21 protein-coding genes are annotated in these 24,219 nt (G+C 72.5%); 15 read left to right on the forward strand and 6 right to left on the reverse strand.

The genetic code is table 11. The annotated features are described in order from the left end of the window. Positions 1 to 43 precede the first annotated feature (43 nt). The 4 genes from ABZ478_RS04250 to ABZ478_RS04265 all read left to right on the forward strand — a co-directional run bounded on the left by ABZ478_RS04250 (position 44) and on the right by ABZ478_RS04265 (position 3,647). Positions 44 to 1,669, forward strand: coding sequence for a glycoside hydrolase family 20 protein (locus ABZ478_RS04250; RefSeq protein WP_359545212.1), 1,626 nt, complete (start codon positions 44 to 46; stop codon positions 1,667 to 1,669). Between the two features lie 62 nt (positions 1,670 to 1,731). After that, positions 1,732 to 2,400 (forward strand): DUF4328 domain-containing protein, encoded by a 669-nt coding sequence (locus ABZ478_RS04255; RefSeq protein WP_359545213.1) that lies wholly within the window; start codon positions 1,732 to 1,734, stop codon positions 2,398 to 2,400. A gap of 91 nt (positions 2,401 to 2,491) precedes the next feature. Then, complete coding sequence (locus tag ABZ478_RS04260) at positions 2,492 to 3,049, forward strand: hypothetical protein (protein WP_359545214.1); 558 nt, start codon at positions 2,492 to 2,494, stop codon at positions 3,047 to 3,049. A gap of 205 nt (positions 3,050 to 3,254) precedes the next feature. Further along, a complete protein-coding gene (locus ABZ478_RS04265; RefSeq protein WP_359545216.1) occupies positions 3,255 to 3,647 on the forward strand; it encodes a hypothetical protein in 393 nt (130 codons plus the stop codon). Positions 3,648 to 3,738: 91 nt separating this feature from the next. Here the strand turns inward: ABZ478_RS04265 and ABZ478_RS04270 are convergent, their stop codons facing one another. Next, a complete protein-coding gene (locus ABZ478_RS04270; RefSeq protein ID WP_359545218.1) occupies positions 3,739 to 6,420 on the reverse strand; it encodes an FG-GAP-like repeat-containing protein in 2,682 nt (893 codons plus the stop codon). A gap of 269 nt (positions 6,421 to 6,689) precedes the next feature. Between ABZ478_RS04270 and ABZ478_RS04275 the strand changes: the two genes are divergently transcribed. From ABZ478_RS04275 to ABZ478_RS04300, 6 genes are all read left to right on the forward strand, one after another. Beyond that, the gene (locus ABZ478_RS04275) at positions 6,690 to 7,151 is read left to right on the forward strand and encodes a hypothetical protein (protein ID WP_359545220.1); all 462 of its coding nucleotides are present in this window, start codon (positions 6,690 to 6,692) and stop codon (positions 7,149 to 7,151) included. A gap of 187 nt (positions 7,152 to 7,338) precedes the next feature. After that, a complete protein-coding gene (locus tag ABZ478_RS04280; RefSeq protein WP_359545222.1) occupies positions 7,339 to 7,770 on the forward strand; it encodes a hypothetical protein in 432 nt (143 codons plus the stop codon). A gap of 107 nt (positions 7,771 to 7,877) precedes the next feature. After that, positions 7,878 to 8,513, forward strand: a complete 636-nt coding sequence (locus tag ABZ478_RS04285) for an RNA polymerase sigma factor (protein ID WP_359545224.1) — start codon at positions 7,878 to 7,880, stop codon at positions 8,511 to 8,513. 121 nt (positions 8,514 to 8,634) lie between these two features. Next, positions 8,635 to 9,468 (forward strand): hypothetical protein, encoded by an 834-nt coding sequence (locus tag ABZ478_RS04290; protein ID WP_359545226.1) that lies wholly within the window; start codon positions 8,635 to 8,637, stop codon positions 9,466 to 9,468. A gap of 261 nt (positions 9,469 to 9,729) precedes the next feature. Next, positions 9,730 to 10,392, forward strand: coding sequence for an RNA polymerase sigma factor (locus ABZ478_RS04295; protein WP_358937973.1), 663 nt, complete (start codon positions 9,730 to 9,732; stop codon positions 10,390 to 10,392). Beyond that, positions 10,392 to 11,537: a hypothetical protein gene (locus tag ABZ478_RS04300; protein ID WP_359545228.1), complete on the forward strand. Its 1,146-nt coding sequence runs from the start codon at positions 10,392 to 10,394 to the stop codon at positions 11,535 to 11,537. Before ABZ478_RS04295 ends, ABZ478_RS04300 begins: the two co-directional genes overlap by 1 nt. 221 nt (positions 11,538 to 11,758) lie before the next feature. Here the strand turns inward: ABZ478_RS04300 and ABZ478_RS04305 are convergent, their stop codons facing one another. Continuing rightward, positions 11,759 to 12,643 carry a L,D-transpeptidase family protein gene (locus ABZ478_RS04305; protein WP_359545230.1) on the reverse strand — a complete coding sequence of 295 codons (885 nt, stop codon included), beginning with the start codon at positions 12,641 to 12,643 and terminating at the stop codon, positions 11,759 to 11,761. 81 nt (positions 12,644 to 12,724) lie between these two features. On the opposite strand from ABZ478_RS04305, the gene ABZ478_RS04310 reads away from it, so the two are divergent. The 3 genes from ABZ478_RS04310 to ABZ478_RS04320 all read left to right on the forward strand — a co-directional run bounded on the left by ABZ478_RS04310 (position 12,725) and on the right by ABZ478_RS04320 (position 15,357). Further along, entirely contained in the window at positions 12,725 to 14,305 is a 1,581-nt protein-coding gene (locus ABZ478_RS04310) for a methylmalonyl-CoA mutase family protein (RefSeq protein ID WP_359545232.1), read from the forward strand. A 68-nt stretch (positions 14,306 to 14,373) separates the two neighbouring features. After that, positions 14,374 to 15,018 carry a leucine efflux protein LeuE gene (gene leuE, locus ABZ478_RS04315; protein ID WP_359545233.1) on the forward strand — a complete coding sequence of 215 codons (645 nt, stop codon included), beginning with the start codon at positions 14,374 to 14,376 and terminating at the stop codon, positions 15,016 to 15,018. A 9-nt stretch (positions 15,019 to 15,027) separates the two neighbouring features. Then, on the forward strand, positions 15,028 to 15,357 hold the full coding sequence (locus tag ABZ478_RS04320) for a LysE family transporter (RefSeq protein ID WP_359545234.1): 330 nt from the start codon (positions 15,028 to 15,030) through the stop codon (positions 15,355 to 15,357). Between the two features lie 63 nt (positions 15,358 to 15,420). Here the strand turns inward: ABZ478_RS04320 and ABZ478_RS04325 are convergent, their stop codons facing one another. Next, the gene (locus ABZ478_RS04325; RefSeq protein ID WP_359545236.1) at positions 15,421 to 16,332 is read right to left on the reverse strand and encodes a class I SAM-dependent methyltransferase; all 912 of its coding nucleotides are present in this window, start codon (positions 16,330 to 16,332) and stop codon (positions 15,421 to 15,423) included. A 166-nt stretch (positions 16,333 to 16,498) separates the two neighbouring features. Beyond that, a complete protein-coding gene (locus ABZ478_RS04330; RefSeq protein WP_359545238.1) occupies positions 16,499 to 17,671 on the reverse strand; it encodes an acyltransferase in 1,173 nt (390 codons plus the stop codon). Positions 17,672 to 17,935: 264 nt separating this feature from the next. On the opposite strand from ABZ478_RS04330, the gene ABZ478_RS04335 reads away from it, so the two are divergent. Together ABZ478_RS04335 and ABZ478_RS04340 are read left to right on the forward strand one after the other, a co-directional pair. Next, complete coding sequence (locus ABZ478_RS04335; RefSeq protein WP_359545239.1) at positions 17,936 to 19,393, forward strand: hypothetical protein; 1,458 nt, start codon at positions 17,936 to 17,938, stop codon at positions 19,391 to 19,393. Further along, positions 19,390 to 21,705, forward strand: a complete 2,316-nt coding sequence (locus ABZ478_RS04340; protein ID WP_359545241.1) for a glycosyltransferase — start codon at positions 19,390 to 19,392, stop codon at positions 21,703 to 21,705. The genes ABZ478_RS04335 and ABZ478_RS04340 overlap by 4 nt, the downstream gene beginning before the upstream one ends. A 53-nt stretch (positions 21,706 to 21,758) precedes the next feature. Here the strand turns inward: ABZ478_RS04340 and ABZ478_RS04345 are convergent, their stop codons facing one another. Then, positions 21,759 to 23,093, reverse strand: a complete 1,335-nt coding sequence (locus ABZ478_RS04345) for a polysialyltransferase family glycosyltransferase (RefSeq protein WP_359545243.1) — start codon at positions 23,091 to 23,093, stop codon at positions 21,759 to 21,761. Beyond that, the gene (locus ABZ478_RS04350; protein WP_359545871.1) at positions 23,090 to 24,067 is read right to left on the reverse strand and encodes a glycosyltransferase family 2 protein; all 978 of its coding nucleotides are present in this window, start codon (positions 24,065 to 24,067) and stop codon (positions 23,090 to 23,092) included. Before ABZ478_RS04350 ends, ABZ478_RS04345 begins: the two co-directional genes overlap by 4 nt. Positions 24,068 to 24,219: the final 152 nt, after the last annotated feature.

Genomic DNA, 24,219 nt, shown 5'->3' on the forward strand with positions numbered 1-24,219 from the left:
CCTCGATGACGAGTGACGGGCCGATCGGTCGTACGTTGGCTGAGTGACCCAGCACAGGCGCCGGGCGTCGGCGCAGCAGGTGAGGCGGAAGCGGGCGGTGGTCACCGTGGCTTTCGCGGGGACCGTCGCGCTCGGTGTGGGCGTCGGCATGTGGGCCTCGGCGGACAGCGGCGGAAGACCGGCCGAGGACGTGGCGCAGGCCCCGTCGGGCCGGGCTCCGGCCAGTCCGTCGCCCAGCCGCTCCTATCCGCTCTCCCAGGCGCCGCGCACCATACCGGCGGTCAGCTCCCACACCGCGGCGCACGGCCCCGGCTGGCGCCCGAAGAAGGGCGAGCGGGTGGTCGTGAGCGATCCGTCGCTGGCCGACGAGGGCCGGCTGACGGCCGGTGAGCTGGGGCTGACCTACGCCGGGGAGAAGAACGACAAGCGGGCCGGGGACGTCCGGCTCGCGCTGGGCAAGCGCGGCGGCAACCCGGAGTCGTACACCATGACCGTCCGTGACGGCCGGGTCGACATCAACGGGCCGGCCGAGAGCGGCGTGTTCTACGGCACCCGCACCCTCAAGCAGGAGGTCCACGGCGGCGGCACGGCACCGGAGGGCGTCGTGCGCGACCAGCCCGCGAAGCCGGTGCGCGGCTTCAACCTGGACATCGCCCGCAAGCCGTACAGCGCGTCCTGGATCGAGGACCGGATACGTGAGCTGGGCGACCTGAAGTTCAACGAGCTGGGACTGCACTTCTCCGACGACCAGGCCTTCCGGATCGAGTCCAGCAGCCATCCCGAGATCGTATCCAAGGACCATCTGACCAAGGCACAGGTCAAGCGGATCGTGGACCTGGCGAAGGGCCGGCACATCACGGTCGTGCCCGAGATCGACTCACCGGGCCACCTCGGCGCGGTCATCGCCGCCCACCCCGACCTGCAACTGCGCAATGCCAACGGGGTCCCCACGCGGGGCGCGATCGACATCTCCAAGGCCGGCTCCGCGAAGATCGTCGACGACCTGCTGAACGAGTACGCCGGGGTCTTCCCGGGCAACCAGTGGCACCTCGGCGGCGACGAGTACCAGGCGCTGGTGGTGTCGGACCCGCAGGCCTCCTACCCGCAGCTCGCGGCCGCCGCCCGGCAGAAGTACGGCTCCGGCGCCACCGTCGCCGACCTCGCCACCGGCTGGCTCAACGACCGCGCCGCCACCGTCCGGGCCCACCACCGGACCACGCGGGCCTGGAACGACGGCTTCTTCCGGAACACCTCCGTGCGGCCCGCGAAGGACCTCCAGGTCGCCTACTGGACCGGCAAGGAGATCGGCGCCCGGCAGCCGGTGGAGTACCTGCGCGACGGCCGCAAGGTCCTCAACTACAACGACGAGTTCATGTACTACGTCCTCGGCCAGCCGCAGACCTTCGTCTACCCGACCGGGCAGCGGATCTACGAGCAGTGGAACCCGCGTGTGCTGCGCGGCACCACCGCCGTGCCGTCGAGCTACGACGGGCAGATCCCGGGCGGCTCGTTCGCCGTGTGGAGCGACATCCCGAGCGCCCAGACCGAGGCGCAGGTCGCCGCCGGCATCCGGATGCCGCTCAGGGCCACCGTGCAGAAGCTGTGGGACCCGGGGAAGCCGGCGCTGTCCTGGGCCGAGTTCAAGGCGCTGGCGGACCGGCTGGGCTGAGCGCCCGCCGGGCACGGTATCTTCCGCGTGCCGCATCACAGGGGACACGGGGGGTCTCGATCATGTCCGAAGCACGCCTGCGCTCACCACTGGGCCTCGGCCGCGCCACCGTCGCGCTGCTCGGGCTGGTCGTCGCCGCCGACCTGTTCGCCATGTGGACCGGCGTGCTCGAGATCCGCGTCGCCGGCGACATCCTGAACGGGATCAACGACGATGCCGCGCTCCGCCGCGGCGAGCGGTCCCATCTCCTCCACGAGGCGTCCGGTGTCGCCCAGACCCTCGCCCTGCTCGCGACGGCGGCCGTGTTCCTGTGCTGGTTCCACCGCGTCCGGGTCAACGCGGAGGTCTTCGACCCCGCCCGGCACAGCAAGGCGCGCGGCTGGGCGGTCTGGGGCTGGTTCTGCCCGGTCGTGAACCTGTGGTTCCCGCGCCGCGTCGCCCTCGACGTCTGGGACGCCGGCGCCCGCTGGGCCGACCGGCCCGGCCACGGCCTGGTCAACTCCTGGTGGACGCTGTGGATCGTCTCGCTCCTCGCCGACCGGGCGACGGAGTGGCGGTACGACACCGCCCGGGGCGCGGTGGGCTGGCGCGAGGCCCTCCGCCTGATGCTGGTCTCCGACGCCCTCGACGCCGCGGCCGCCGTCCTCGCCGTGCTGGTGGTCCTCAGGGTGACCCGGATGCAGCGGGAGAGGGCTCTCGCCGGTCCCGTCTTCGTCACGGCTCTTGGCTGAAAAGCTTCGGCTGTGACACCCTCGGGCCGTTGCACGCAGTAAGGGGAAGTGCGGGCTCCGTAAAGGCGGCGCCCTGGCGAGGGAGGCTTCCATGAGCCTGGTGGAACTGATCGCGCAAGCCGGCGAACGGGGGCTGGCCGTGAGCGGGCTGGCTTGTTTGGACCGGTGCGTTCCCCTGCTGGGCGGTGACGACGAGGTGCTGCGCCCGCTGTGGGCGAGCGTCGCCGAGGGCTCGGACTGGGCCGGCGGCCTGGAGAAGGCGCGCGGCGCGCTCGGCCCGGAGGACTCCGACGAGGACGAGGCCGCGCGGCTCGCCCACCGCATGCTGGACGAGGCCCCGGCCGACCGCACCCCCGAGGCGGTACGGGCCTGGGCGGACGCCTGCTCCGTCGCCTCCCTGCGGATCCACCGGCTCCTCGACCCGGCCGCCGACGGCCCGGACGACACCGGCGACGTGGAGGCCGGCCGCACCGGCGACGCCGAGGGACTGCCCCCGCTCGTCGCCGCCGAACTGCGCCGCCAGACCGTCGTCCTGGAACTCCTCGCCGAGCACGGCACCAACGGCCTGCGCCGGGCCCTGGACGTGTCGGTCGAGGGCCGCCGGGTCCTGAGCGCCGTGGTGTCCCGACGGGCCCGCGGCCGCGGCTGACCGGCCCGCACCGGACCGGCGCCCGCCGGCCTCCGGCCGAACCGCCGCATAGGGGACGGACGCACGGTAAACCCCGCCGCTGGGCGAGTCCTGTGTCCGTCCTGCGGTGGCGGTGGGGCGGTCCTGCGCCGTTTGCGGGAACCCGCCGGATCGCTGTGACGGATGCCCCGCGGGGCCCGCTCTTCCCTATGTGACAGCGCACTACGTGACAGCACAGCAGGAGACCCGGCCGCACGCCGCGGCCAAGCCCGCACGCTGGGCCGCGGACACGGTGGCGGCCATGCGCGAGGGCGCGCGGCTCAGGCTCGACTACTCGGTGCAGAGCCTGTGGCGGGTGGACCGGATGATCGACGGCATCCGCCGTGAGGGGCCGCCGTACCCGGCGGTCGAGCACGCGTTGCGCGGCTTCGGCGCCTACGCCGGCGAGGTCGTCGTCCGCCGGACCGGCGCCGAGTGGTGGTCGTCCGGCGGCGAGCACTGGATCCGCACGCCCGACGGCCGCCTGTGGGACCCCCTCGACGAGGCCCGCCGCGCCTACGCCGGCCACGGCTCACTGCGTCTGCTGTGCCGGGACGCCACGAGCGGACCGGCCGGCTGACACCGGAGCACGGGGCCGCGGACCGGCCCCGGACGCGCACCGGCCGGGACCCGCCGCGAGGCGGAATCCCGGCCGGCGCGCCGCACGGGTGCTACGGCGTCAGCGTCACGCCCAGCCCGGCGCCCTCCGGGGTGCCGAGCATCGTCCTGCTCAGCACGGCCGTCTGGCTGTAGCCGAGACCCGAGCTGTTGCTCGGCAGGTACATCAGGATGCCGTTGCCGCTGTCCTCGCCCGCCACGCCGAGCGTGAGGTCGGCGCGGCCGTACCCGGACAGGTCGGTCAGGGAGACCGACGAGCCGGCCTTGTCACCGCTCTCGGTGTTGCCCGGCACGCCCGAGGTGTCCTGCGAGACCGCGACCGCGCCGGAGCCGGTGAGGCCCGAGGCGCCGCCCTTGATGAGCAGCGCCGAGCCCGCGTCGGCCTGGTTGACGCCGCCGCGCGTGATGTCCTCGCCGGGCAGACCGGTCAGGACGTCCGGGTAGCCGTCGCCGTTGTAGTCGCCGACCGAGACGGAGGCGCCCATCGCGTCACCGGACTCGTTGCCGCCGGGGACGCCCGTGGTGTCCTGGTGGACGGTGACCATGCCGGTGGTGGTGAACCCGGTCGAGGAGCCCGGCACCAGGGTGACCTGGCCGCCCGACTTGCCCCCGGACTCGCTCGTGTACGGCTGGCCGATGACGATGTCGTCGTAGCCGTTGCCGTTCACGTCGCCGGCGGCGATCGACCGGCCGCCCTTGACCGAGATGACGCCCGCCTTGGTCAGGCCCGTCGCCGAGCCGGCGAACCGCAGGACACGGCCGATGCCGCCCGCGTCCCGGTAGTTGAGGGCGACGTCGGCGTAGCCGTCCCGGTTGAAGTCGCCGGTCGCGGCGTCCAGGTAGGCGACGGAGCCGGTGGCGGTGGTCAGCGTGCCGGAGGTGGTGGCGCCGCCGGTCAGCCGGACGTTCCAGTTGCCGCCCGTGCCGGTGCCTGCCGAGAAGACGTCCGCCTTGCCGTCGGCGTTGAAGTCGCCGACCGCGACGGCGGAGCCGAGCTTGGCGCCGGTCGCCGTGACGCTGCCCGACGTGGCGTAGGAGAAACCGCTGTCGAGAGCGGGGCCGTACATGACGGTGACCGCGCCCCGGTCGGCGTGGCCGGTGGTGTCGTCCTCGCCGGGCACGCCGATCGCGAGGTCGGCGAAGCCGTCGCCGTTGACGTCGCCCCAGGCGGTGGCGGCGCCGAAGCTGTCACCGGACTCGGAGGAGCCGGGGACGCCCGGGCTGCTCTGGGTGAGCGTGAGCTTCTTCGTGGGGACCGGACCGTCCACCCCGCCCGGCACGACCGTCACCGAGTTCGCCTTCGGGGTGCCCGCCACCAGGTCGGCCAGACCGTCCCGGTCGCGGTCGGAGGTCGGCAGCGCGTGCGAGATGCCCGGGGTCTTCGCCAGGGCGGCGATCAGGGACAGCTTGCTGTAGAGGTTGTCGCCGGGGCAGGCGGTGGCGTTGGTGTCACGGTGCCCGAAGACCCGGGGCAGGGTGATGTCCTGGCCCTTGTCGATCAGGTTGCCGTCCTGGCCCTTGGGGCTGCCGGAGGTCAGCGTGACCTTGCCGGTCGGGTCGATGCCGTACATCCCGAACTTCCACGCCACGATCCGGGCGATCGAGTCGAGCGCGGCCCGGGCCGGCTTCGCCGACACGTAGTTGCCGATGTAGGAGATGCCGACCGTGTTCGTGTTGAACCCGATGTCGTGTGCGCCCACCACCGGCAGGTCCATGCCGCCGCTGCGGCCCTCGAAGATCTGGCCGCAGCGGTCGACGACGAAGTTGTAGCCGATGTCGAAGTACCCGCGGGAGAAGTGCTCCTGCTGGATCGTGCGCATCCGGGCCCGCGAGTCGGCGCAGGACACCGTGTTGTCGCTGTCGACACCGGTGTGGTGGATGACGGCGGCCTTGATCTCCGTGCCGTAGCTCGGCGTGCCGTCGTAGTCCGTGGAGGCGCCCCACTCGGCCTGCGTGATGACCGGAGGCTTGACGACCGTGGAGGGTCGCGGCTCCGGGACGGTGCTCGACGGTGACGGGGAGACCGAGTCGGACACCGACGGCGAGGCGGACGCGCCGGTGGAGTCGGACACCGACGGCGAGGGGGCCGACGTGTCCGGGGCCGACACCGAGTCACTGGGCGCCGGGGAATCCGTCGGTGACGACGGGTCGGACGGCGCCGGTGACGTGGTGTCCGCGGCGAACGCGGCCGGCTGCGGGCTGCCCGCCGGGTCCGTGCCCGGGTCGAGCAGCTTGACGTCCATCCCCGCCGGGAGCCCGGCCGTCGTGGTGCCGTCGGCGTTCACCACCCGGACCGCGACGCCGTCCGCGTCGCCCGTCCACATGGACCCCGTGCCGCCGCGTGCCTCGGCCCGCGCGCCCTCGGCGCCGTCGGCGGAGAACGGGTCGTCGGGCAGCTTCGCCCAGTCCGACCACTTCCCGGTCTCCTTCGAGCGGTAGCGGAGCTCCGGTGTGCCCTTCAGCCCGGCCCGCTCGTTGTCCCAGGTGAGCAGCGCGGCGCTGAACCGCTCGGTGTCCCTCTTGCCCAGCCCGCGGCGGCCCCCGCCCTGGTCCGCCAGCTTCACTGTGTGCACGGAGGCTTTGCGGCCCGCCCCCTTGCCGTCGTTGTGCGCACCCGGGTCCGCGACCGCGTAGGTGACGGCCCCGGCACCGCCCAGCACCACGGCGCCGAGCGTCAGCCACGCCCGTCGCTTGAGACTGAGCGGTTTGTACGCATGGGTCCTGCGAGGACTCAACTGTCCCACCCCTAGAGAATGAACACGGAGACATCACCTGCCACACAGGTGACACCTGTTTCAGCGCGCAGCCCCCGCGGAACGTCACCCTGGCCCGGCCCCGGCCCGGGCCCCGGTCGCGCGCCCGAACGGCCGCTCCCCGCACGGCGGGTCGCGGTACGGTCGGTCCGGACGGTCGCCCGGACACCCGGTGACACCAGGGGTCCGGCACGGACGAGCGGAGCGGGCGGTCGGCAGTGGGGCACATTCGCGAACTCATCGTGGGAATCGTGGTGTTCGCCTCACTCACCCCGCTCACCTCGTGCGCCGCGCCGGACGACGGCGGGGACGGGCAGGGCCGGTGTTCCGTGCGCTCCGACCCGGCGCCGATCGAGAAGCGCTTCCCCGTCTTCGGGACGCCGGAGCGGGCGCACTGGTGCGGTGTGGTCCTGAACGCCGGCGACGGACGCGTGCCCGGGCCGACGGACGTGCGGCTCGTCGGTGTCGTCGAACTCACGCCCGCGGCCTTCGCCGGGATCGTCGAGGACCTGGGGGCGGACCCGGTCGCAAAGGCTCCGCAGGGGCTGCCCGACGAGATCGTGAAGTCCCTTCCCGGCGACGCCCGATGGCGGCACAGCGACCGGCTCGACCGGTCCATCACCCAAGGGCGCTACACCGGTTCCTTCCACGTCGACACGGCACACCGCGCGGTGCTCGTGGACTGCGTCGATCCCGTCCCGCCGAAGCACTGAACGCCGCGGCTCCGGTCGCCGGGCACGATGCGCGAACGGCTCCGAAGGTTGTACGCCACCTGTGACTTTCCTGTGTGGTGATCGACACTTCCGTTACCCGTGATGTTCGCGGGGGTGCCTCCGCTTGAGCAACCGGGGGAATCCGGACCGGTGTTCTCCCACTGCCGAGCCGAGGGGGAACCGTCCCATGCGTGAAGTGTGCGAACGCCTGCCGTGCGCCGAGGAGATGCGGGCGTGCGCGGCCGCCTTCGTCACGCGGGTCACCGCCCGCAACCGGCTGCCGCTGGATTACTCCGAGCGCAGCCTGCGGCTCGTCGACTTCCTGATCGACGGACTGCGCAAGGGCGGCACCGACCGGGAACGGGTCCACGGGACGCTGCTCGGGCTCGGGGCGTACGTCGGTGAGGTGCTGGTGCGCCGCGCGGGGGCGGTGTGGGTGGACTTCGACGCCGGCCAGCGGGCGTACTTCGGGCAGCCGGCCGGCGTCCGCATGGGGGACGGCCGGGTCTGGAACCCGCTCGGCAAGGTCGTCAACCGCTTCGAGGCCGGCGGCCCCGAGGAGTCCCTGCAGACCTTCTACCTGACCCTGCACGGCCGGGCGCGCAGGGTGGCCGCCTGACGGCTTTCGGTGAAGGCGCCGCGGGACTGTGACAAATCTGTGAGCCGCGGCGCTGATGACCTTGGGGCTCGGGGACGGCCCGTGCCCGGTACGGACGAGGACGGTTCTTGGGCCAGCGAGGCGAACCCCGCCGCGTACAGGCGTACGACGGGGAACTGGGCGCCGCCGTCGCGCGGGCCCAGGACGGGGACGAGACCGCGTTCGCGGTGGCGTACCGGATGGTGCAGCCGGGTCTGCTCGGCTACCTGCGCGGTCTGGTCGGCGAGGACGCGGAGGACGTCGCCTCCGACGCCTGGCTGGAGATAGCCCGCGACCTCGGACGGTTCAAGGGCGACGGCGCCGGGTTCCGCGGCTGGACCGCGACCATCGCCCGCCACCGGGCACTGGACCACCTGCGCAGACAGCGGGTACGGCCCCGGGCGGCGACGGTGCTCGAACAGGACGTACTGGACCTGCCCGGTCCGCACAGCACGTACGACCAGGCGCTGGAGTCCCTCTCCACCCAGCGGGCCCTCGAACTGGTCCGCGCCCTGCCCCGCGACCAGGCCGAGGCCGTCCTGCTCCGGGTGGTCGTCGGCCTCGACGGCCCCTCCGTGGCGCGGGTCCTCGGCAAGCGCCCCGGCGCGGTCCGCACCGCCGCGTACCGCGGACTCAAGCGGCTCGCCCGTCAGCTCGGCGGGCCGGGCGCGGCGGACGAGGGTGTGACGGATGGCGGCCCCCGGACGCTGGGGGAGTCGAAGTGAACGCCGACGGCCGACGGCCGTATAGATCAGGCAGTAGCGGCATCGGCAGCGGAGCCGGCAGAGGCAGTGGCACGAGGCTCCCCGGGCGATCCGGCGGGCCGTACCAGGGACGGGAACAGGCATGGGTGAACGGCTGAGCGGCGAGGGGCTGCCCGCCCGCCGGCGCGGGCACCCCGCCGGTACCGTCCTGGGCACCGCGCCGGCCGGTCCCGACGCCGGGTTCGAGGCCCGCATCGCCGCCGCGCTCCGCGCGGACGGCACGGACGGCGTCGACCCCGAGGCCGAGCGGCGCGCCGTGGCCGCCTTCCGCACCGCCCGGGACTCCGGGCAGCGGCCGGCGCGGACCCGGCGCCGGGACGACTGGCGGCCCGGGCGGCCGCGCCGCGCGAGGCTCTCGGTGCGGACCACGCTCTCCGTGTTCCTCGCGAGCCTCACGCTGGGCGGCGTCGCCTTCGCGACGATGGGTTCCCCCGGCCTCGCCGGGCCCGACGACGACGGCACCGGCCCGCGCCGTACGCGGCCGCCGGTGAGCAGCGCGCCCGGGCAGCGGGCCGCCGAGCCGGCCGGCACCGCGTCCGCGGCCCCCTCGGCCCGTCCGCACCACCCCGCCACCGCCCAGGACCTGCGCGCGCACTGCCGCGCCTACGAGCAGGTCCGGGGCCGGGGCAAGGCGCTGGACTCGACGGCCTGGCAGCGGCTCGTCGTGGCCGCGGGCGGCGAGGACGACGTCGCCGACTACTGCGCCGCGCAGTCGGCGCGCCCGGCGCGCCCGGCGCGGACGACGTCACCCGCGCAGCCGAGTCACCCGGACAACGGCACGGGCGGCGGTTCGGGCAACGGTTCGGGCGATGGGACCGGCAACGGCTCGGCCGGCGGCACGGGCGACAACGCGCGCAACAGCGGCGGTTCCGGCCAGAGCGCGGCCGGCTCGAAGCGGGCCGGCGAGTCGAAGTGACCCCGCTCCGGGCGTGAGTCCGGGGCCAGGGCAACGGCCGGGGCCGCCACCCCCCACAGGAGAGGCCCCGGCCGTCGCGCTTCACGGGCCGCGCGGCGGCCCGTACTTTCTTCAGCGCCAAGAGTGCGTTTTCTGTCACACCCCGTCGCGCCCTGACGTGTCACGAGTTAGTTGCATCTTCTACAGACATGGACGTGGGCGGGTTTCTCGCCGTAACGTGCCTTTCGCGCCGGACCGAAGACATGGCGTAAAGGGAGTGCGGTGCTGGGGGACGACGCGGAGCTGACCACCGCGGTGCGTGCGGCACAGGACGGGGACGAGACCGCGTTCCGGACGGTGTACCGCGCGGTGCAGCCGAGACTGCTGGGATACGTGCGCACGCTGGTCGGAGACCCGGACGCGGAGGACGTCGCGTCCGAGGCGTGGCTCCAGATCGCCCGGGACCTCGACCGGTTCAGCGGCGACGCCGACCGCTTCCGCGGCTGGGCCGCCCGGATCGCCCGCAACCGCGCGCTGGACCACATACGGATGCGCGGCCGCCGACCCGCCATCGGCGGCGACGAAACGGAACTGACCGGCCGGGCCGCCGACTCCGACACGGCCGGTGAGGCCATCGAGGCCCTGGCCACCGACAGCACCCTCTCGCTCATCGCGCGGCTCCCGCAGGACCAGGCCGAAGCGGTCGTGCTGCGCGTGGTGATGGGCCTCGACGCCAAGTCCGCCGCCGAGACGCTCGGCAAACGCGCGGGCGCCGTACGCACCGCCGCCCACCGGGGTCTGAAACGGCTCGCGGAACTGCTCGGCGGCGATCCGGAATCGGCGGGTGTGCTCGACGCGCTGCCGCCCCAGCGAGAACCGCGTGGCCGCGCGGTGACGTCCGCCACTGTGACGCATACGCGTCCGCGGACGCAGAAGGACATGTGATGGCCGACGAGCGCTGTGATTCTCCGGGGGACGACCCCCGGGCCCCTGGCGAGTGGCTCACCGGGGAAACGGCGGAACGTCTGCTGCGCGGCGAGTCGCTCGAATTCCTCGACCCCGCGGTCCGTGACCAGGCCGAACGGCTCGCCGAAACGCTGAGCGCGCTCTCCGTCCCGGCGGCCGACGCGAGCGGCGAACTGCGCGGTGAGGAAGCCGCGCTGGCCGCGTTCCGCAAGGCCCGCGAGGCGGCCGAGGCCGAGCGTACCGCCGCGGCCTTCGCCGACGGCGCCCCCGGCGGGAAAGCCGCACCCCTCGCGGGCGGCACCGGCGAGGGCCTGGTCCGCATCGGTGCCCCGGCCCGTTCCGGAAGCCGCTCCCGCCGCCCGCGCTGGGCCCGGCCGGTCCGCCTGACGCTCGCCGCCGCGGTGGCCGCCGGCACGCTCGGCGGGGTCGCCATGGCGGCCGGCAGCGGGGTGCTGCCCATCCCGTTCCAGGAGGACCGCCCGGCTCCCGCCGCCTCCGTCTCCGCGGACGAGACGCACGGACAGCCACGCGTCTCACCCTCCGCCCGGATCCCGCAGGGCCCCGGCAACGGCACCGGCACCCCGGGCGGCGGCCCCGGCGCGTCCGCCGGCGGCGCCCTCTCGGGCGGGTCCACCACCGGCACCGACAAGGGCAACACGCCCGGCCCCGGCGCGTCCGGCGGGACCACCGGCGGCTGGTGGCGGGACGCCACCACGGCCTGCCGTGACATCCGGGACGGCAAGGGCCTGGGCAACAGCCGCAAGCGGGCGCTGGAGGGCCTGGCGGGTGGTGCCGCCCGGGTCGGCAAGTACTGCGACTCCGTCCTGGCGGGACGGCTCTCCACCGGCGGGGACGACAACGCCGACGACGACTCGGGCGACGACTCGGGCAAGGGCGAGAACGGCGGCAAGGGCAAGGGCAAAGGCAAGGACAAGGGCGGCACCGGCAAGGGTGACGAGAACGGCCAGGGCGGCGACGAGGACGGCCGAGGGCGCGGTCATCACGGCGGCCGGCACCGGGGCGCGGCCGCGCCCCCCTCTCCGTCGGCCCGCACGCCCCTGGCCCCCGGCCGGAGCGGCACCGCTCCGCTCCCCTCGCCGAGCCCCACGTACTCCGCCCTCTGACCGCTACCCTCGGCCCTCTTCGCCCCTGTGACCTGCGGTTTTATCGATCGCGAAATTTTTTTCGCGAGAGGTGTGACGTTTCCGGACCGCCCGACGCAGTAATGAGTGAGCCGACTGGTCATCGGCCGTCGCACTGAGCCGGGGTTCCCCCCGTACCTACGGCTCGTGCATATGGCGCGGGCGGGACACGTTCCCCCGGTCCCGCCCGCGCCCCGAATCCCTCACCAGTGGACGACGACCTTGTCGCCCACCCGCACCTGAGCGAACAGCGCGGCGATCGCCGCCTCGTCCCGCACGTTGACGCATCCGTGCGAGCCGCCCGCGTAGCCCCGGGCCGCGAAGTCGTACGAGTAGTGCACCGCCTGGCCGCCGCTGAAGAACAGCGCGTACGGCATGGGGGAGTCGTAGAGCGTCGACACATGGTGCCGTGACTTCCAGTAGACGTGGAACACACCCTCGCGGGTCGGTGTGTACTGGCTGCCGAAGCGGACCGACATCGTCTCGAGCGTGCGCCCGTCGACCATCCAGCGCAGGGTCCGGCTGTTCTTGCTGACGCACAGCACCCGCCCGGTCAGGCAGCGCGGGTCGGGCGCGTCGGCCGGCTGACCGCCCATCAGGTACAGCTCCCACTTGCCGGGCCGGTGGGTCATGCCCAGCAGCCGCTGCCAGGTGACGGTGTCCAGTTCCCCGGTCCGCGGCAGCCCGCGCTTGCCCTGGAAGCCGCTGACGGCCCGCTGGGTCAGATCGTCGTACGTCCCGGTCGGCCCGTCGAACAGCCAGTCGGTCTGGCGCAGCCGCGCCTGCAGCTCGCGCACGCCCGTACCGCTGTCGCCGCGCGACCACAGCACCCGGGGCGCGGGCCCGGCGGTCCTGGCGGCGGGGGTCGGGGCGGCACGCCCGCCGGGCCCGGCCGTCCCGCCCGACCCGCCGGACTCGGCCGTCCGGGTGGCGGTGGGAGCGCGGCTGGACGGCAGCTCGATGCGCAACGGCAGGTGGTGCTTGCCGTCGGCGCCTGCCTGCTGCACGGTGCAGCCGCTGAGCGCGGCGAGGGCGGCGGCCGAGACGAGTGCGGCGAGTACGGCGGCAGATCTCCCCGGGATCCTCATGCCGGAGATGCTTCCCCGCGTGACCGCCGCCGAACTACGGGGCATGGTGAGGAGGTGTCGGAACGTACTGCGGAGGCATCCATGGCACGTGAGTCGGAGTCGGGGCTGCCGATCGAGCCGGTCTACGGACCCGGCGACCTGACCGGCTGGGACGCGGCCGGAAGACTCGGTGAACCGGGCGAATACCCGTACACGCGCGGGGTGTACCCGACGATGTACACCGGCCGCCCCTGGACCATGCGCCAGTACGCGGGCTTCGGTACGGCGGCGGAGTCCAACGCCCGCTACCGGCAGCTCATCGCCCACGGCACCACCGGACTCTCCGTCGCCTTCGACCTGCCCACCCAGATGGGCCACGACTCCGACGCGCCCCTCGCGCACGGCGAGGTCGGAAAGGTCGGCGTGGCCATCGACTCGATCGAGGACATGCGGGTGCTGTTCGACGGCATCCCGCTGGACCAGGTCTCCACGTCGATGACGATCAACGCCCCGGCGGCCCTGCTGCTGCTCCTCTACCAACTGGTGGCGGAGGAGCAGGGCGTACCGGCGGACCGGCTGACCGGCACCATCCAGAACGACGTCCTGAAGGAGTACATCGCGCGCGGGACGTACATCTTCCCGCCGAAGCCCTCGCTGCGCCTGACGGCGGACATCTTCAAGTACTGCGGCGCCGAGATCCCCAGGTGGAACACCATCTCCATCTCCGGCTACCACATGGCCGAGGCGGGCGCCTCGCCCGCGCAGGAGATCGCCTTCACCCTCGCCGACGGCATCGAGTACGTCCGCACGGCCGTGGCGGCGGGCATGGACGTGGACGACTTCGCGCCCCGCCTGTCCTTCTTCTTCGTGGCCCGCACGACGCTGCTGGAGGAGGTCGCCAAGTTCCGCGCGGCGCGCCGGATCTGGGCGCGGGTGATGAGGGAGGAGTTCGGCGCGCGGAACCCCAAGTCCCTGATGCTGCGCTTCCACACCCAGACGGCGGGCGTCCAGCTGACCGCGCAGCAGCCGGAGGTGAACCTGGTCCGGGTCGCGGTGCAGGCCCTCGGGGCCGTCCTGGGCGGCACGCAGTCCCTGCACACCAACTCCTTCGACGAGGCGATCGCCCTGCCGACGGACAAGAGCGCCCGGCTGGCCCTGCGCACCCAGCAGGTGCTGGCGCACGAGACGGACGTGACGGCGACGGTCGACCCCTTCGCCGGCTCCTACGCGGTGGAGCGGCTGACCGACGACGTGGAGGCGGCCGCGCTGGACCTGATGCGCAGGGTCGAGGACCTGGGCGGCGCGGAGGCGGCGATCGAACAGGGCTTCCAGAAAGCCGAGATCGAGCGGAACGCGTACCGCATCGCGCAGGAGACCGACTCCGGTGAGCGGGTGGTGGTCGGAGTCAACCGCTTCCGGCTGGACGAGGAGGAGCCCTACGAGCCGCTGCGCGTGGACCCGGCCATCGAGGCCCGGCAGGCGGAGCGGCTGGCCCGGCTGCGGGCCGAGCGGGACGGGGGCGCGGTGGACGCGGCGCTGACCGCGCTCAAGAAGGCCGCGGCGGGCGAGGACAACGTCCTGTACCCGATGCGGGAGGCGCTGCGGGCGCGGGCGACGGTGGGCGAGGTGTGCGACGCCCTCCGGTCGGTCTGGGGCGGTTACGTGCCCTCGGACGCCTTCTGAGCCCGGGCCCGTCTCGCCCTCCGAAATCCCCGGCCGCACTGTCGTACCCCCGTGCGACACTCCTTGCCATGTTCGGCGTCATCGATCTCCCCACCTATCTGGCAGGGCTCGTCCTCATCGTCCTGCTGCCCGGTCCCAACTCGCTCTACGTGCTCTCCGTCGCCGCCCGGCGCGGCGTCCGGTCCGGCTACACCGCCGCCGCCGGGGTCTGGTGCGGGGACACCGTGCTGATGACGCTGTCCGCCGCGGGGGTCGCCTCGCTGCTGCAGGCCAACGCCGTGCTGTTCGGCATCGTGAAGTACGCCGGCGCGGGCTATCTGACCTGGCTGGCGATCGGGATGATGCGGTCCGCGTGGCAGATGTGGCGGACCCGGCGGGAGAAGGCCGTCGAAGAGACCGCGGCCGTCGTCGCGGCCGAGGAGCGGCCGTTCCGCCGCGCTCTCGTCGTCAGCCTCTTCAACCCCAAGGCGATCCTGTTCTTCGTCGCCTTCTTCGTGCAGTTCGTGTCAGAGTCCAACCCCGTCGTGGGGTTCGTGACTCTGGGCGTACTCGCCCAGGTGGCAAGCGTGTTGTACCTGTCTGCGCTCATCTTCGGTGGATCTCGCCTAGCCGCTGCGTTCCGTCGCCGGAGGGCGCTCAGCGCAGGGGCCACCTCGGCGGCCGGGGCGCTCTTCCTGGGGTTCGCCGTCAAGCTGTCTCTGGCAAGCGTGTAGGGGGCTGGCGTGTCCCACCTTGACGATGCTGCGGCCCTGTTCGCCCGCATGAGCCTCCAGGTCTTGGTAGCGGTCATGGGCGCGAGCGTGCAGTTTGATTCTGAAACGTTCTTCATGCAGTTCGTCGACCCGGGCTACGCCTACCCGGCCCTCTCGTTCGTCGTCCTCGGCGCCTTCGCGCAGGCGGCCAGCTTCCTGTACCTGAGCGCGCTGATATTCGGCGGCACCCGGCTCGCCGCCGCCTTCCGCCGCCGCAAGCGGCTGTCGGCCACGGCCACCTCGGCGGCGGGCGCCCTGTTCCTCGGTTTCGCGGTCAAGCTGTCGCTGGCGAGCGCGTAGGACGCGGGCCCGCCGGGCCGCCCGTCCGGGCGGCCCGGCGGGACACCGGGGGCGTGCGGCCGGTCAGCCCCTGGCGGCGCGCGCGTTGCGTATCGCCCGCGTGACGACGGGCGGGAGCAGGTCGACCGCGACCCGCCGGGCCCGGCCGCCGTGGCGTGCGGCCGGCACCGCGGGGGCCGGCGCCGGCCGTCCGGGTGCCCCTGGGGCGGCCGCCCTCGCGTGCCTGGAGGGCGGGAACTCCGGCGCCTTCATACCCCTGGACTTCAGCCGGACGATCCGGTGCCCGGCGGCCTCCTGGACGCTCAGGTGGCAGTCGGACCGCTCCCGCGCCATGGCGATGAGCCGTTCCTGGACCGGCTCCGGATCGCCCCAGGTGCCGTAGAGCTTCTGTGTGCTCAGACAGATGGGGCGCAGGCCCCGGTTGAGCACGGCCTCCCAGGTGGCCACGGACACGCCCGGGGTGTGCTCGGAGCGGAAGTCGTCGAGGACGACGGTGCCGCCGGGCAGCAGCAGGTCGTGGGCCGCGCCTATGTCGTCGCGCACGTGCTCGTACAGATGCGAGGCGTCGATGTGCGCGAACCGGCAGGAGCGCGGCGCGACCTCCGCGCGCACCAGGGAACTGGGCCCCTGGAGCACACGGGGCAGTTCGTCGTGGAAGGAGCGGTAGTTCTCCTCGAACGCGTGCCGGGTCAGCGCGCCGTAGGACTTGGTCGACTCGGCCCGGTTGGCGTTGTCCGGGGCGTCGCCCTCGAAGAGGTCGCACACCGTGTACCGCTCGCCGGGCTGCCGGTGCCGGCCGGTGAAGATCGCGCTCTTGCCCAGGTAGACGCCGACCTCCAGGAGGTCGCCGCGGGTTCCGGAGGCCTCCTGGAGGTTCAGGAACCAGTCGAAGAGCAGTTGGTCGAGCACCGGGAACCAGCCGGGCACGTCGTCGAGGCGGTGGGGCGGTCGCGTCGTTTCCTGGGTGGTGGCCATGGGGCGGATGCACTCCCTCGATAGGCAGTCTGTGAGATCCCTGCGAAAGCCTGTGGGGGGCGGCAAGGCATCACGGTGTCTGCCCCGAGGGGCGGTGCGGAAGCCAAGAAAAGGTGAACGGATGAACAACGTCCGGACCGGGCGCCGGGCCGGCCGTTTCCTTTCCCTATTTCGGCAAGGTGAACGACGCCGGAATTCCAGGTGTACGAGTTTTCTTCAGTGCCCTTTTCAGTCGCGGGCCGAATGGTTTCTCCACGAACCGGTGCATCAGCCACGCCAGCAGCAGCATGCCCAGCACGGTCGTCGCGAGCGTCGCGTACGCGGGCAGCCCGAGGCCGCGGCGCAGCACCCGGATGACGAACCAGCCCAGGTGCTCGTGGACCAGGTAGAACGGGTAGGTCAGCGCGCCGGCCGTGGCCAGCCAGGGCCAGTTCGCCCGCCGGGTCCAGCCCAGCGCCACGGCCGCCACGGCGGCGAAGGCGAGGGTGACGATCAGCACGATCACGAGCGGGCTGCGGACGAAGTCGCCGTGCGCGCCCGGATGCCAGAGCCCGGTCGTGGCGGTGCTCTGCCCGAGCAGCCAGGAGACGGCCACGATGCCCCACAGCAGCAGGTCGCTGCCGAAGCGGTGGATCAGGTAGAGGGCGAGGCCGCCGACGAAGAAGGGCGCGTACTCCGGCATGACGATCTGGTTTGTCAGCGCGTTGCCGCTGGTGCGGCACACCACCGCCGCCAGCGTCCACACGGAGGCGAAGAGCACCACCCGGCGGTAGGTGACCCCGCGTACGACGACGAACAGGGCGAACAGCGCGTAGAAGCGCACCTCGACCCAGAGCGTCCAGCACACGCCCAGCACCCGCGGCGCCCCCATGGGCTGCTGCAGCATCGTCAGGTTGACCAGGAACTCGTCCGGCCGGACCGCGCGCACCACGGCCGGCAGCACCAGGGCGGCGCCGGTGACCAGTACCAGCGCCACCCAGTAGGCGGGGTAGAGACGGGCGACCCGGGACCGGAAGAAGTCGCCGAGACTGCGGCCCCAGCTGCTCATGCAGATGACGAAACCGCTGATGACGAAGAAGAACTGGACGCCCAGACAGCCGTACGTCGCCACCTGGGACAGGGTCGGGAAGACACGTGACGGGCTCTGGTGCCAGGACTCCGAGACCGTGCCGCCGCGTCCGGCGTAGTGGTAGAGGCAGACCATCAGCGCGGCCACGAGCCGCAGGCCGTCGAGGGCGTGCAGCCGGCCCCGCCGTCCGGCGCGGGCGGCGGGGGACTGGCCCGCCTCGGGCACCGGGGGAGCGGGAACGGCGGCGAGGGAAGGCGAAGAAGCAGGCATGGTGCCCCAGAACCTAGTCGATAAACCGCTGATAATCCCGATCCCTTTTGTGAAAGTCCCCGGTGCGGAAGTACTGGATCACCGGTACCTGGGCGAATCACAGAAATGACTTGGTTGACAGCCCAACCATTCGCCGTGTCGTCCGAATTCGTTCACCTGGGCGTCGTTTTGGCTTCCTAGTTTCTCCATCAACCCCCACGTTTCGGCAAACCCATGGCATGCCGCCGTATACACAGTCTTTGCTTGGCACACATCAGGAGAGCTATGACGAGGGTCCAGAACCGGCGGACGCCCGCTCGTGGAGGGGGACTGGAGGACTGCCTGCACGCCTGTGCCGTTCACAGCGGCAAACTCGTGGGCAGCCTCGACCGTCGGCGCACGGAACTGGCCGAGCAGCTGCGCAGGCTGCTCGTGGTGGTCAGCACCACCGGCACCGCCACCCCCGCGCCCGCCCCGGCCGGCGGCGCGACCGCGCTGCTCAAGCGGGCCGTAAAAGGGCCCGCCGCACCCGCCGGCGGCCTGAGCAACGACCTGCTGGACGCGCTGCTGGCCGTCGCGGGCAAGGCCCTGGAATGCGGCTACGACGACGAACTGCACCTCGCCCTGCGGATCAGCGACACCGTCCTCGACCGGCGCCGCAACTCCCGGGCCGGGTGGCGGCTGCGCGCCCGCGTCCTGGAGACGCTCGGCGAGGAGCGGGAGGCCGTCGAGGCGTACGAGCGCTACCTGGAGCTGACCGAGGAGGACGGCTTCGGCGTGGCCGCCCGGATCACCGGGCTGCGCCGGGCCGCCGAGCGCGAGCGCGACCTGCTCGCCCTGCTGGAGCGCCAGTGCCCGCGCGCCGCCGGCTTCGCCGACGCACCCGCCACCGACGTCTGGGCCGAGGGCCTCGCCCTGCACGCCCGCGGCGACTGGGAGGCGGCCGAACCCCGCCTGGTCGGCGCCCTGCTGGCGCTCGCCGCCGAGCAGGCCCCGGTCGCCGACCGGCAGGAACTGCTCGGCCAGTACCTCGAACTGCGCACCGGCGTCCCCGGCGGCGACCTCACCGAGGCCGTCGCCCTCTACGCCGAACAGCGCCGGGTCCGGATGCGCGGCCCGGTCGCCGACCCCACCGTCGGCGGCGTGCACTGGATCGGCCTCGGCGAGTTCCGCAACCTGATCGCCGGCAAGTCCGTGTGCCTGATCGCCAACTCCGGCCGTGTGGGCGAGAGCGGCCTCGGCGGCCGGATCGACGACTACGACCTCGTCGTGCGCTTCAACTCCTACCGGATCGACCCGAAGCACACCGGCGGCCGCACCGACATCCACGCCACCATCCACAAGCACGGCTTCAACTGGGACAAGCCGGTGACCACCCGGCTCGTCTTCGGCGGCGTCTCCGGCGACTGGAAGCACTCGCTGCGCAACCGTCTGGTGCCCGGCGCCCAGCGGTACCTCGGCGACGAGTCGCTGCGCTGGCCCGTCCGCAACATCGGCCGGCTCGGCAACGACGTCTGGTCCGGCATCCCCACCACCGGCTTCAACATGCTGTGGCTGCTGGACTTCCTGGACGTCAGCCCCACCCTCGACCTGATCGGCTTCGACTTCTACGAGTCCGGCGCCTACCGCGTGCCGGAGGCCATGAAGCTCGCGATCACGTCCGTGCACGAATACACCAGCGAGAAGGCATGGGTCATGGAGCGGGCCCAGAGCGTGACCGACCTGAGGATATCCCTGCGATGACCACCGCCACCCCGGTAACACCGGAGACCTCCGCGCACGCCCTGACCAAGAAGCGGCGCATCGCCTTCGCGAGCTTCGTCGACGAGAACTACCTGCCCGGGTTCCTCGTCCTGCTGCGCAGCCTCGCCCTGACCAACCCGGGCGTCTGCGAGGACTTCGTCGTCCTCCACGACGACCTCAAGCCCTCCTCCGTCGCCCGCATCCGCGCCCTGCACCCGAGGATCGTGCTGCGCCGCGTCGACGCCGCCCACTACGACTCCTACGTCAAGGGCGACCAGGACAACTACCTGGTGCGCAAGGCGTACTTCATCCTCGACGTCTTCCGGCTGCGCGACTACGACACGGTCATCACCCTGGACACCGACATGGTCGTCCTCGGCGACCTCGGCGAACTGCTCGCACTGCGCGAGGGACTCGCGGCCGTCCCGCAGTTCTTCTACGGGCAGCACAAGCTCAACTCCGGGCTGCTGGTCATCCAGCGCGAGTACCTCTCCGACGCGTTCTGCGCGCGGCTCGACGCGGTCGGGCGCGGCGGCGGCTACGAACTCGACAAGCACGACCAGGGCATCCTCAACGCCGTCCTCGACGGCGACTTCGTCCGCCTGGACACCCGCTACAACTTCGTCAAACGGCGCCTGTCCGGCGACCTGCCGGTCCCGGACGACACCGCGATCCTGCACTTCACCGGCCGGCACAAGCCCTGGCAGGGCGGCGAGGCCGGATACCAGCGGGCCGAGGAGCGCTGGCGGGAGTTCGAGCTGTCCGACGCCGAGTTCCACGCGGCCTACCTGGGCGGCGGCGGCACCCTCCACCACGACCTGCTGGTGCACTACGGCACCCCGCACGTGCGGCGCACCGGGGACGTGGAGGCCGCCCGCAAGGTCGCCGCCGCGCACATCGCGGCCGGCGAGTACCAGGACGCCGTCGACATCCTGAGCGGTGTGCGCATCCCGCTGGACGAGGCCTGGCCGCACGAGGTGTTCGGGCACGCCCTGATGAGCGTCTCCCGCTACGCGGAGGCGAAGACCCAGCTCCTGCTGGCCACCGCCGCCCCCAACCGGGCCGCCACCGCCTACGCCCGCCTCGCCCAGATGGCCTGGGTGCACGGCGACAACGCCGAGGCGCTGCGGCACGCCACCGCCGGCCTCACCGTCGACCCCACCCACCGCTCCAGCCGCCTGTGGGCCCAGCGCGCCGCCGCCGTCCCCGCCCAGGAACAGGGCGCCGCCGAGGACCAGCTCGCCCACGTCGCCTTCTACATGGACCGGCAGGGCAACGCGGGCGACAAGCTGCTGCCCGAGACCGTCCGGCTCGCCTTCGGCCCCGACACCACCTCCCGCCGCTGGACCTCCGTCCACGCCCACCGGCTGTTCGACAAGGCCGCCCTGGAACGGGTCAACGCCCGGCGCGGCCTGGTCATCGGCGGCGGCGGACTGTTCATCCCCGACACCATGCCCAACGGCAACAGCGCCTGGCAGTGGAACGTCCCGGACGAGCACCTGCGCGCCGTCGACGTGCCGATCATGGTGTTCGCGGTCGGCTTCAACGCCTTCGACGGGCAGTCGTACCGCGCCCGGCGGTTCAACGAGAGCCTGCGGCTGCTGGTGGAGAAGTCCGCATTCTTCGGGCTGCGCAACCACGGCTCCATCGCCAGGGTCCGCTCCCTGCTCCCGCCCGAGCTGCACGACCGGATCGTCTTCCAGCCCTGCCCGACCACGGTCATGCGCCAGTTGGTGGCCGGCTGGACCGACCCGGCGTACCGCGAGGACACCGTCCTGCTGAACGCCGCCTACGACCGGGCGGGCCTGCGCTTCGGGCACGACTACGGGCACTTCCTCGCCGAGACGGCGAAGGCCGTGCGCGCGATCGGCGCCCACACCGAGGTCCGCTGCGTCGCCCACTCCCTGGACGACGAGCGGATCGCCTTCGACCTGCGCCGCGAACACGGGATCTCGCTGCCGGTCATCCCGATGTACGACTTCGACAACGACACCATCCGCGAAACGTACGCGAAGACGAAGCTGGTCATCGGCATGCGCGGGCACGCCGGGATGATCCCCTTCGGGGTCGGCACGCCCGTCGTCAGTCTGATCTCGCACCCGAAGATGGCGTACTTCCTCAGCGACATCGAGCGCCCCGAGTGGGGTGTCTCGGTGCACGAGCGGAACCTGGGCGAGGTGCTCACCGAGCGGGCCCTCGACATCCTGGACCACCACGACCGGACCGTCGCCGACGTCCACGACCGGCAGGAACTGCTCTGGAAGGTCACCCAGGAGAACGCGGCCCGGATCCGCACGATCCTCGGCCGCTGAACACCGCGAAGGGCGGGCCCGGGAAGGGCCCGCCCTGGCGGAGAAAAGGGGGATCAGCGCCGTACGACCCGGCGCAGACCGCGCGCCTTGCGCGCCATCCGGCGGACCGTCGCGTTGCGCGGGATGAACGCGAGCTGGGACGGCACCCCACCGGGCAGCGCCAGTGAGGTCAGGCGCTTGCGCTTGAAGTAGCGCAGGGTCCGCTCGTCCAGACGGCCCGCGAGGTACCGCTCGGTCTCGACGCGCAGCCCGGGCAGGATCTTCGGCTGCATCGCGAAGCCCACCGCGCGGACCAGCGCGCCCAGCGCCGCCACGTCCATGCCGGGCTTCCGCTCGCGGACCGCGGCCTGGTCGTCCAGGTCCGGCAGCAGCGCGTCGACCACGGTGACCGGGATGCGGTTGCTGTTCTCGAACGGCGTCAGGCGCTCCAGCAGCATCCCGGTGCCGACCCGGGCCACCGGCAGGCCGTACAGCGCGGACGCGGTGAGCAGGGCGGTGGAGAAGCAGCCGACGACCAGCGCCGGACGCATCCGCTGGTACAGCACCTCGGCGAGGACTGGTGTGTCCAGCACGGTGAGGTCCACCCCGAGCCGCTCCGCCTCCTCCTCCAGGGTGCGGGTGAAGCGCGCGGGGGCGGTGGGGTGCGGCTTGAACACCACCGTGCCGTGCCCGAGCCGATGGGCACCCCGCAGCATCCGCACATGCAGCTCCTCCTCCTGCTCGGCGGTGAGGATGCCCAGCGCGGACAGGTACTGGCCGAGCAGCAGCGCCGGCTCCTCAACGTCCGGCAGATTCCCGGTGGGCGGCGCCAGCTCGGCAAGGACCCCGGTGAAGGCGGGCGTCGGCACGATCTCCGCCGGGACACCGAACTCGGTGAGCAGCAGCGGCTCCAGGCCCGGCACCAGGTCGAGGTGGAGCACCCGGTCCACCCGGGTGCCGACCAGCGGGTCGATCTTGTTCCGGGTGGGGCCGTAGCTCATCAGGCCGTCGGCGTAGACGGTGACCGGGCAGCCGGTGAAGATCTGGGCGAGCGAGAGCGACGGGTTGACCTGGATCGACTCCACGGCCAGCTCCACGTCCTCGTCCCCGAGCCGCCACTCGTGGCGCAGATACCGCTCCCAGAGCGGCAGGTCCTCCGGCCGGGGAGCCCAGCCGCCGGGGTGGAAGGGGAAGAGCGCCTCGTTGTACGACAGCACCTCGTCGAAGCGCTCGCGCAGCCGCTCGAAGCCGGGCATCAGCTCCGGTCCCGGCGTGGTCTCGGGCGTAGCCGCGTTGTTGCAGACCAGCAGGATCCGCCGGTCGGCGGGGCGGAAGCAGCCGGAGTCCAGGGCGGCGGCCAGGGTGGCCGTGCCGTACAGCGTCGACGCCTGGAAGATCTGGGTGGTCACGCGGCGGCTCCCGCGGCGACGGGGCGGCGGCGCAGCCGGCGCAGCTTGGTGGCGCGCTGCAGGTCCATGGAGTCCAGCGCGTCGTCCAGGACGTCCTGCGGCATGCGCCGCAGCGCGGCGGAACTCATGGATTTCAGTTTTCTCGCCACCGCCGGCTCGAACCTTTCGATGGATCCCAGGTGATGGGAAATGATGGCGCAATACGTTCGCACGGCCTTCGGCAGCAACGCACCGGCTTCCGGGTCCTCGGCGGTTTCCGCGACGACCTGGTCGAAAGCGCGAATGAAATCGAGCTGACGGACATCACCGATCTGGGTGAGTGAGGAGGCGACCCCGCGCCGGTAGAACACCCCGAGCAGACCGACCGCGGCGAACGACTGCGCCTCCCGGTGCAGCTTCCAGATCCACGGCCGGTCCTCGGCCGTGCGCAGCCCGTCGGTGAAGTGCAGCAGCCCCTTGTCCACCAGCCGGCGGTGGTAGACGCCGGCCCAGGCGTAGGCGTAGTCCACGGAGGTCGACCGGTCGGCGGGCAGGATCGCCTCGCGCGGGTCCAGCACCACGTTCCGCCGCCCGACCGGCACCCGGTGCACGGCGCGGGCCCGCGCCGTGCACTGCACATGGTCGGTGCGCAGGAAGTCGCAGCCCAGTTCCTCGATGGCGGCGACCAGCTTCGGGTAGTAGCCGGGGGCGAGCCAGTCGTCCCCGTCCAGGAAGGTCAGATACTCGCCGCGCGCCCGGTCGATGCCGGTGTTGCGGGCGGTCGCCAGCCCCCCGTTCCGCTCGTGCCGGACGAGGACCGCGCCCGGCAGCTCGCGCTCCGCGCGCGCGAGGATCTCTGGTGTCCCGTCGCGGGAACAGTCGTCGACGAGAATGAATTCGAAGTCCTCACGCGCGTTCGCACCGAGGCTCCTCAGGGTGTCGGGCGCGTATTGCTGCACGTTGTAGAACGGCACGATGACGGAGAGCTTGACCACGTCACGGACGTTAGGGCGAAGCCCGTCATTCGTCTTGACCGCCGGCTTGATGCAGGGTGAACGACGCGTGGCGAAGCTGTGAACCAGGTCTTTTTCCACGCCGATCACGGCCCGATTCGCCATTCGGCGATGTGCTGTTAACCGTTTGTTGC

It is taken from the genome of Streptomyces sp. NPDC005706 (assembly GCF_040631045.1).
Lineage (GTDB): Bacteria > Actinomycetota > Actinomycetes > Streptomycetales > Streptomycetaceae > Streptomyces.

Excerpts from the sequence above, each read along its gene's own strand:
- ABZ478_RS04310 (WP_359545232.1), top strand. The coding sequence starts at position 12,725 with ATGGCACGTGAGTCGGAGTCGGGGCTGCCGATCGAGCCGGTCTACGGA.
- ABZ478_RS04330 (WP_359545238.1), bottom strand. The coding sequence starts at position 17,671 with ATGCCTGCTTCTTCGCCTTCCCTCGCCGCCGTTCCCGCTCCCCCGGTG.
- ABZ478_RS04300 (WP_359545228.1), top strand. The coding sequence starts at position 10,392 with ATGGCCGACGAGCGCTGTGATTCTCCGGGGGACGACCCCCGGGCCCCT.
- ABZ478_RS04335 (WP_359545239.1), top strand. The coding sequence starts at position 17,936 with ATGACGAGGGTCCAGAACCGGCGGACGCCCGCTCGTGGAGGGGGACTG.
- ABZ478_RS04305 (WP_359545230.1), bottom strand. The coding sequence starts at position 12,643 with ATGAGGATCCCGGGGAGATCTGCCGCCGTACTCGCCGCACTCGTCTCG.
- ABZ478_RS04280 (WP_359545222.1), top strand. The coding sequence starts at position 7,339 with ATGCGTGAAGTGTGCGAACGCCTGCCGTGCGCCGAGGAGATGCGGGCG.
- leuE (WP_359545233.1), top strand. The coding sequence starts at position 14,374 with ATGTTCGGCGTCATCGATCTCCCCACCTATCTGGCAGGGCTCGTCCTC.
- ABZ478_RS04325 (WP_359545236.1), bottom strand. The coding sequence starts at position 16,332 with ATGGCCACCACCCAGGAAACGACGCGACCGCCCCACCGCCTCGACGAC.
- ABZ478_RS04260 (WP_359545214.1), top strand. The coding sequence starts at position 2,492 with ATGAGCCTGGTGGAACTGATCGCGCAAGCCGGCGAACGGGGGCTGGCC.
- ABZ478_RS04290 (WP_359545226.1), top strand. The coding sequence starts at position 8,635 with ATGGGTGAACGGCTGAGCGGCGAGGGGCTGCCCGCCCGCCGGCGCGGG.
- ABZ478_RS04255 (WP_359545213.1), top strand. The coding sequence starts at position 1,732 with ATGTCCGAAGCACGCCTGCGCTCACCACTGGGCCTCGGCCGCGCCACC.
- ABZ478_RS04340 (WP_359545241.1), top strand. The coding sequence starts at position 19,390 with ATGACCACCGCCACCCCGGTAACACCGGAGACCTCCGCGCACGCCCTG.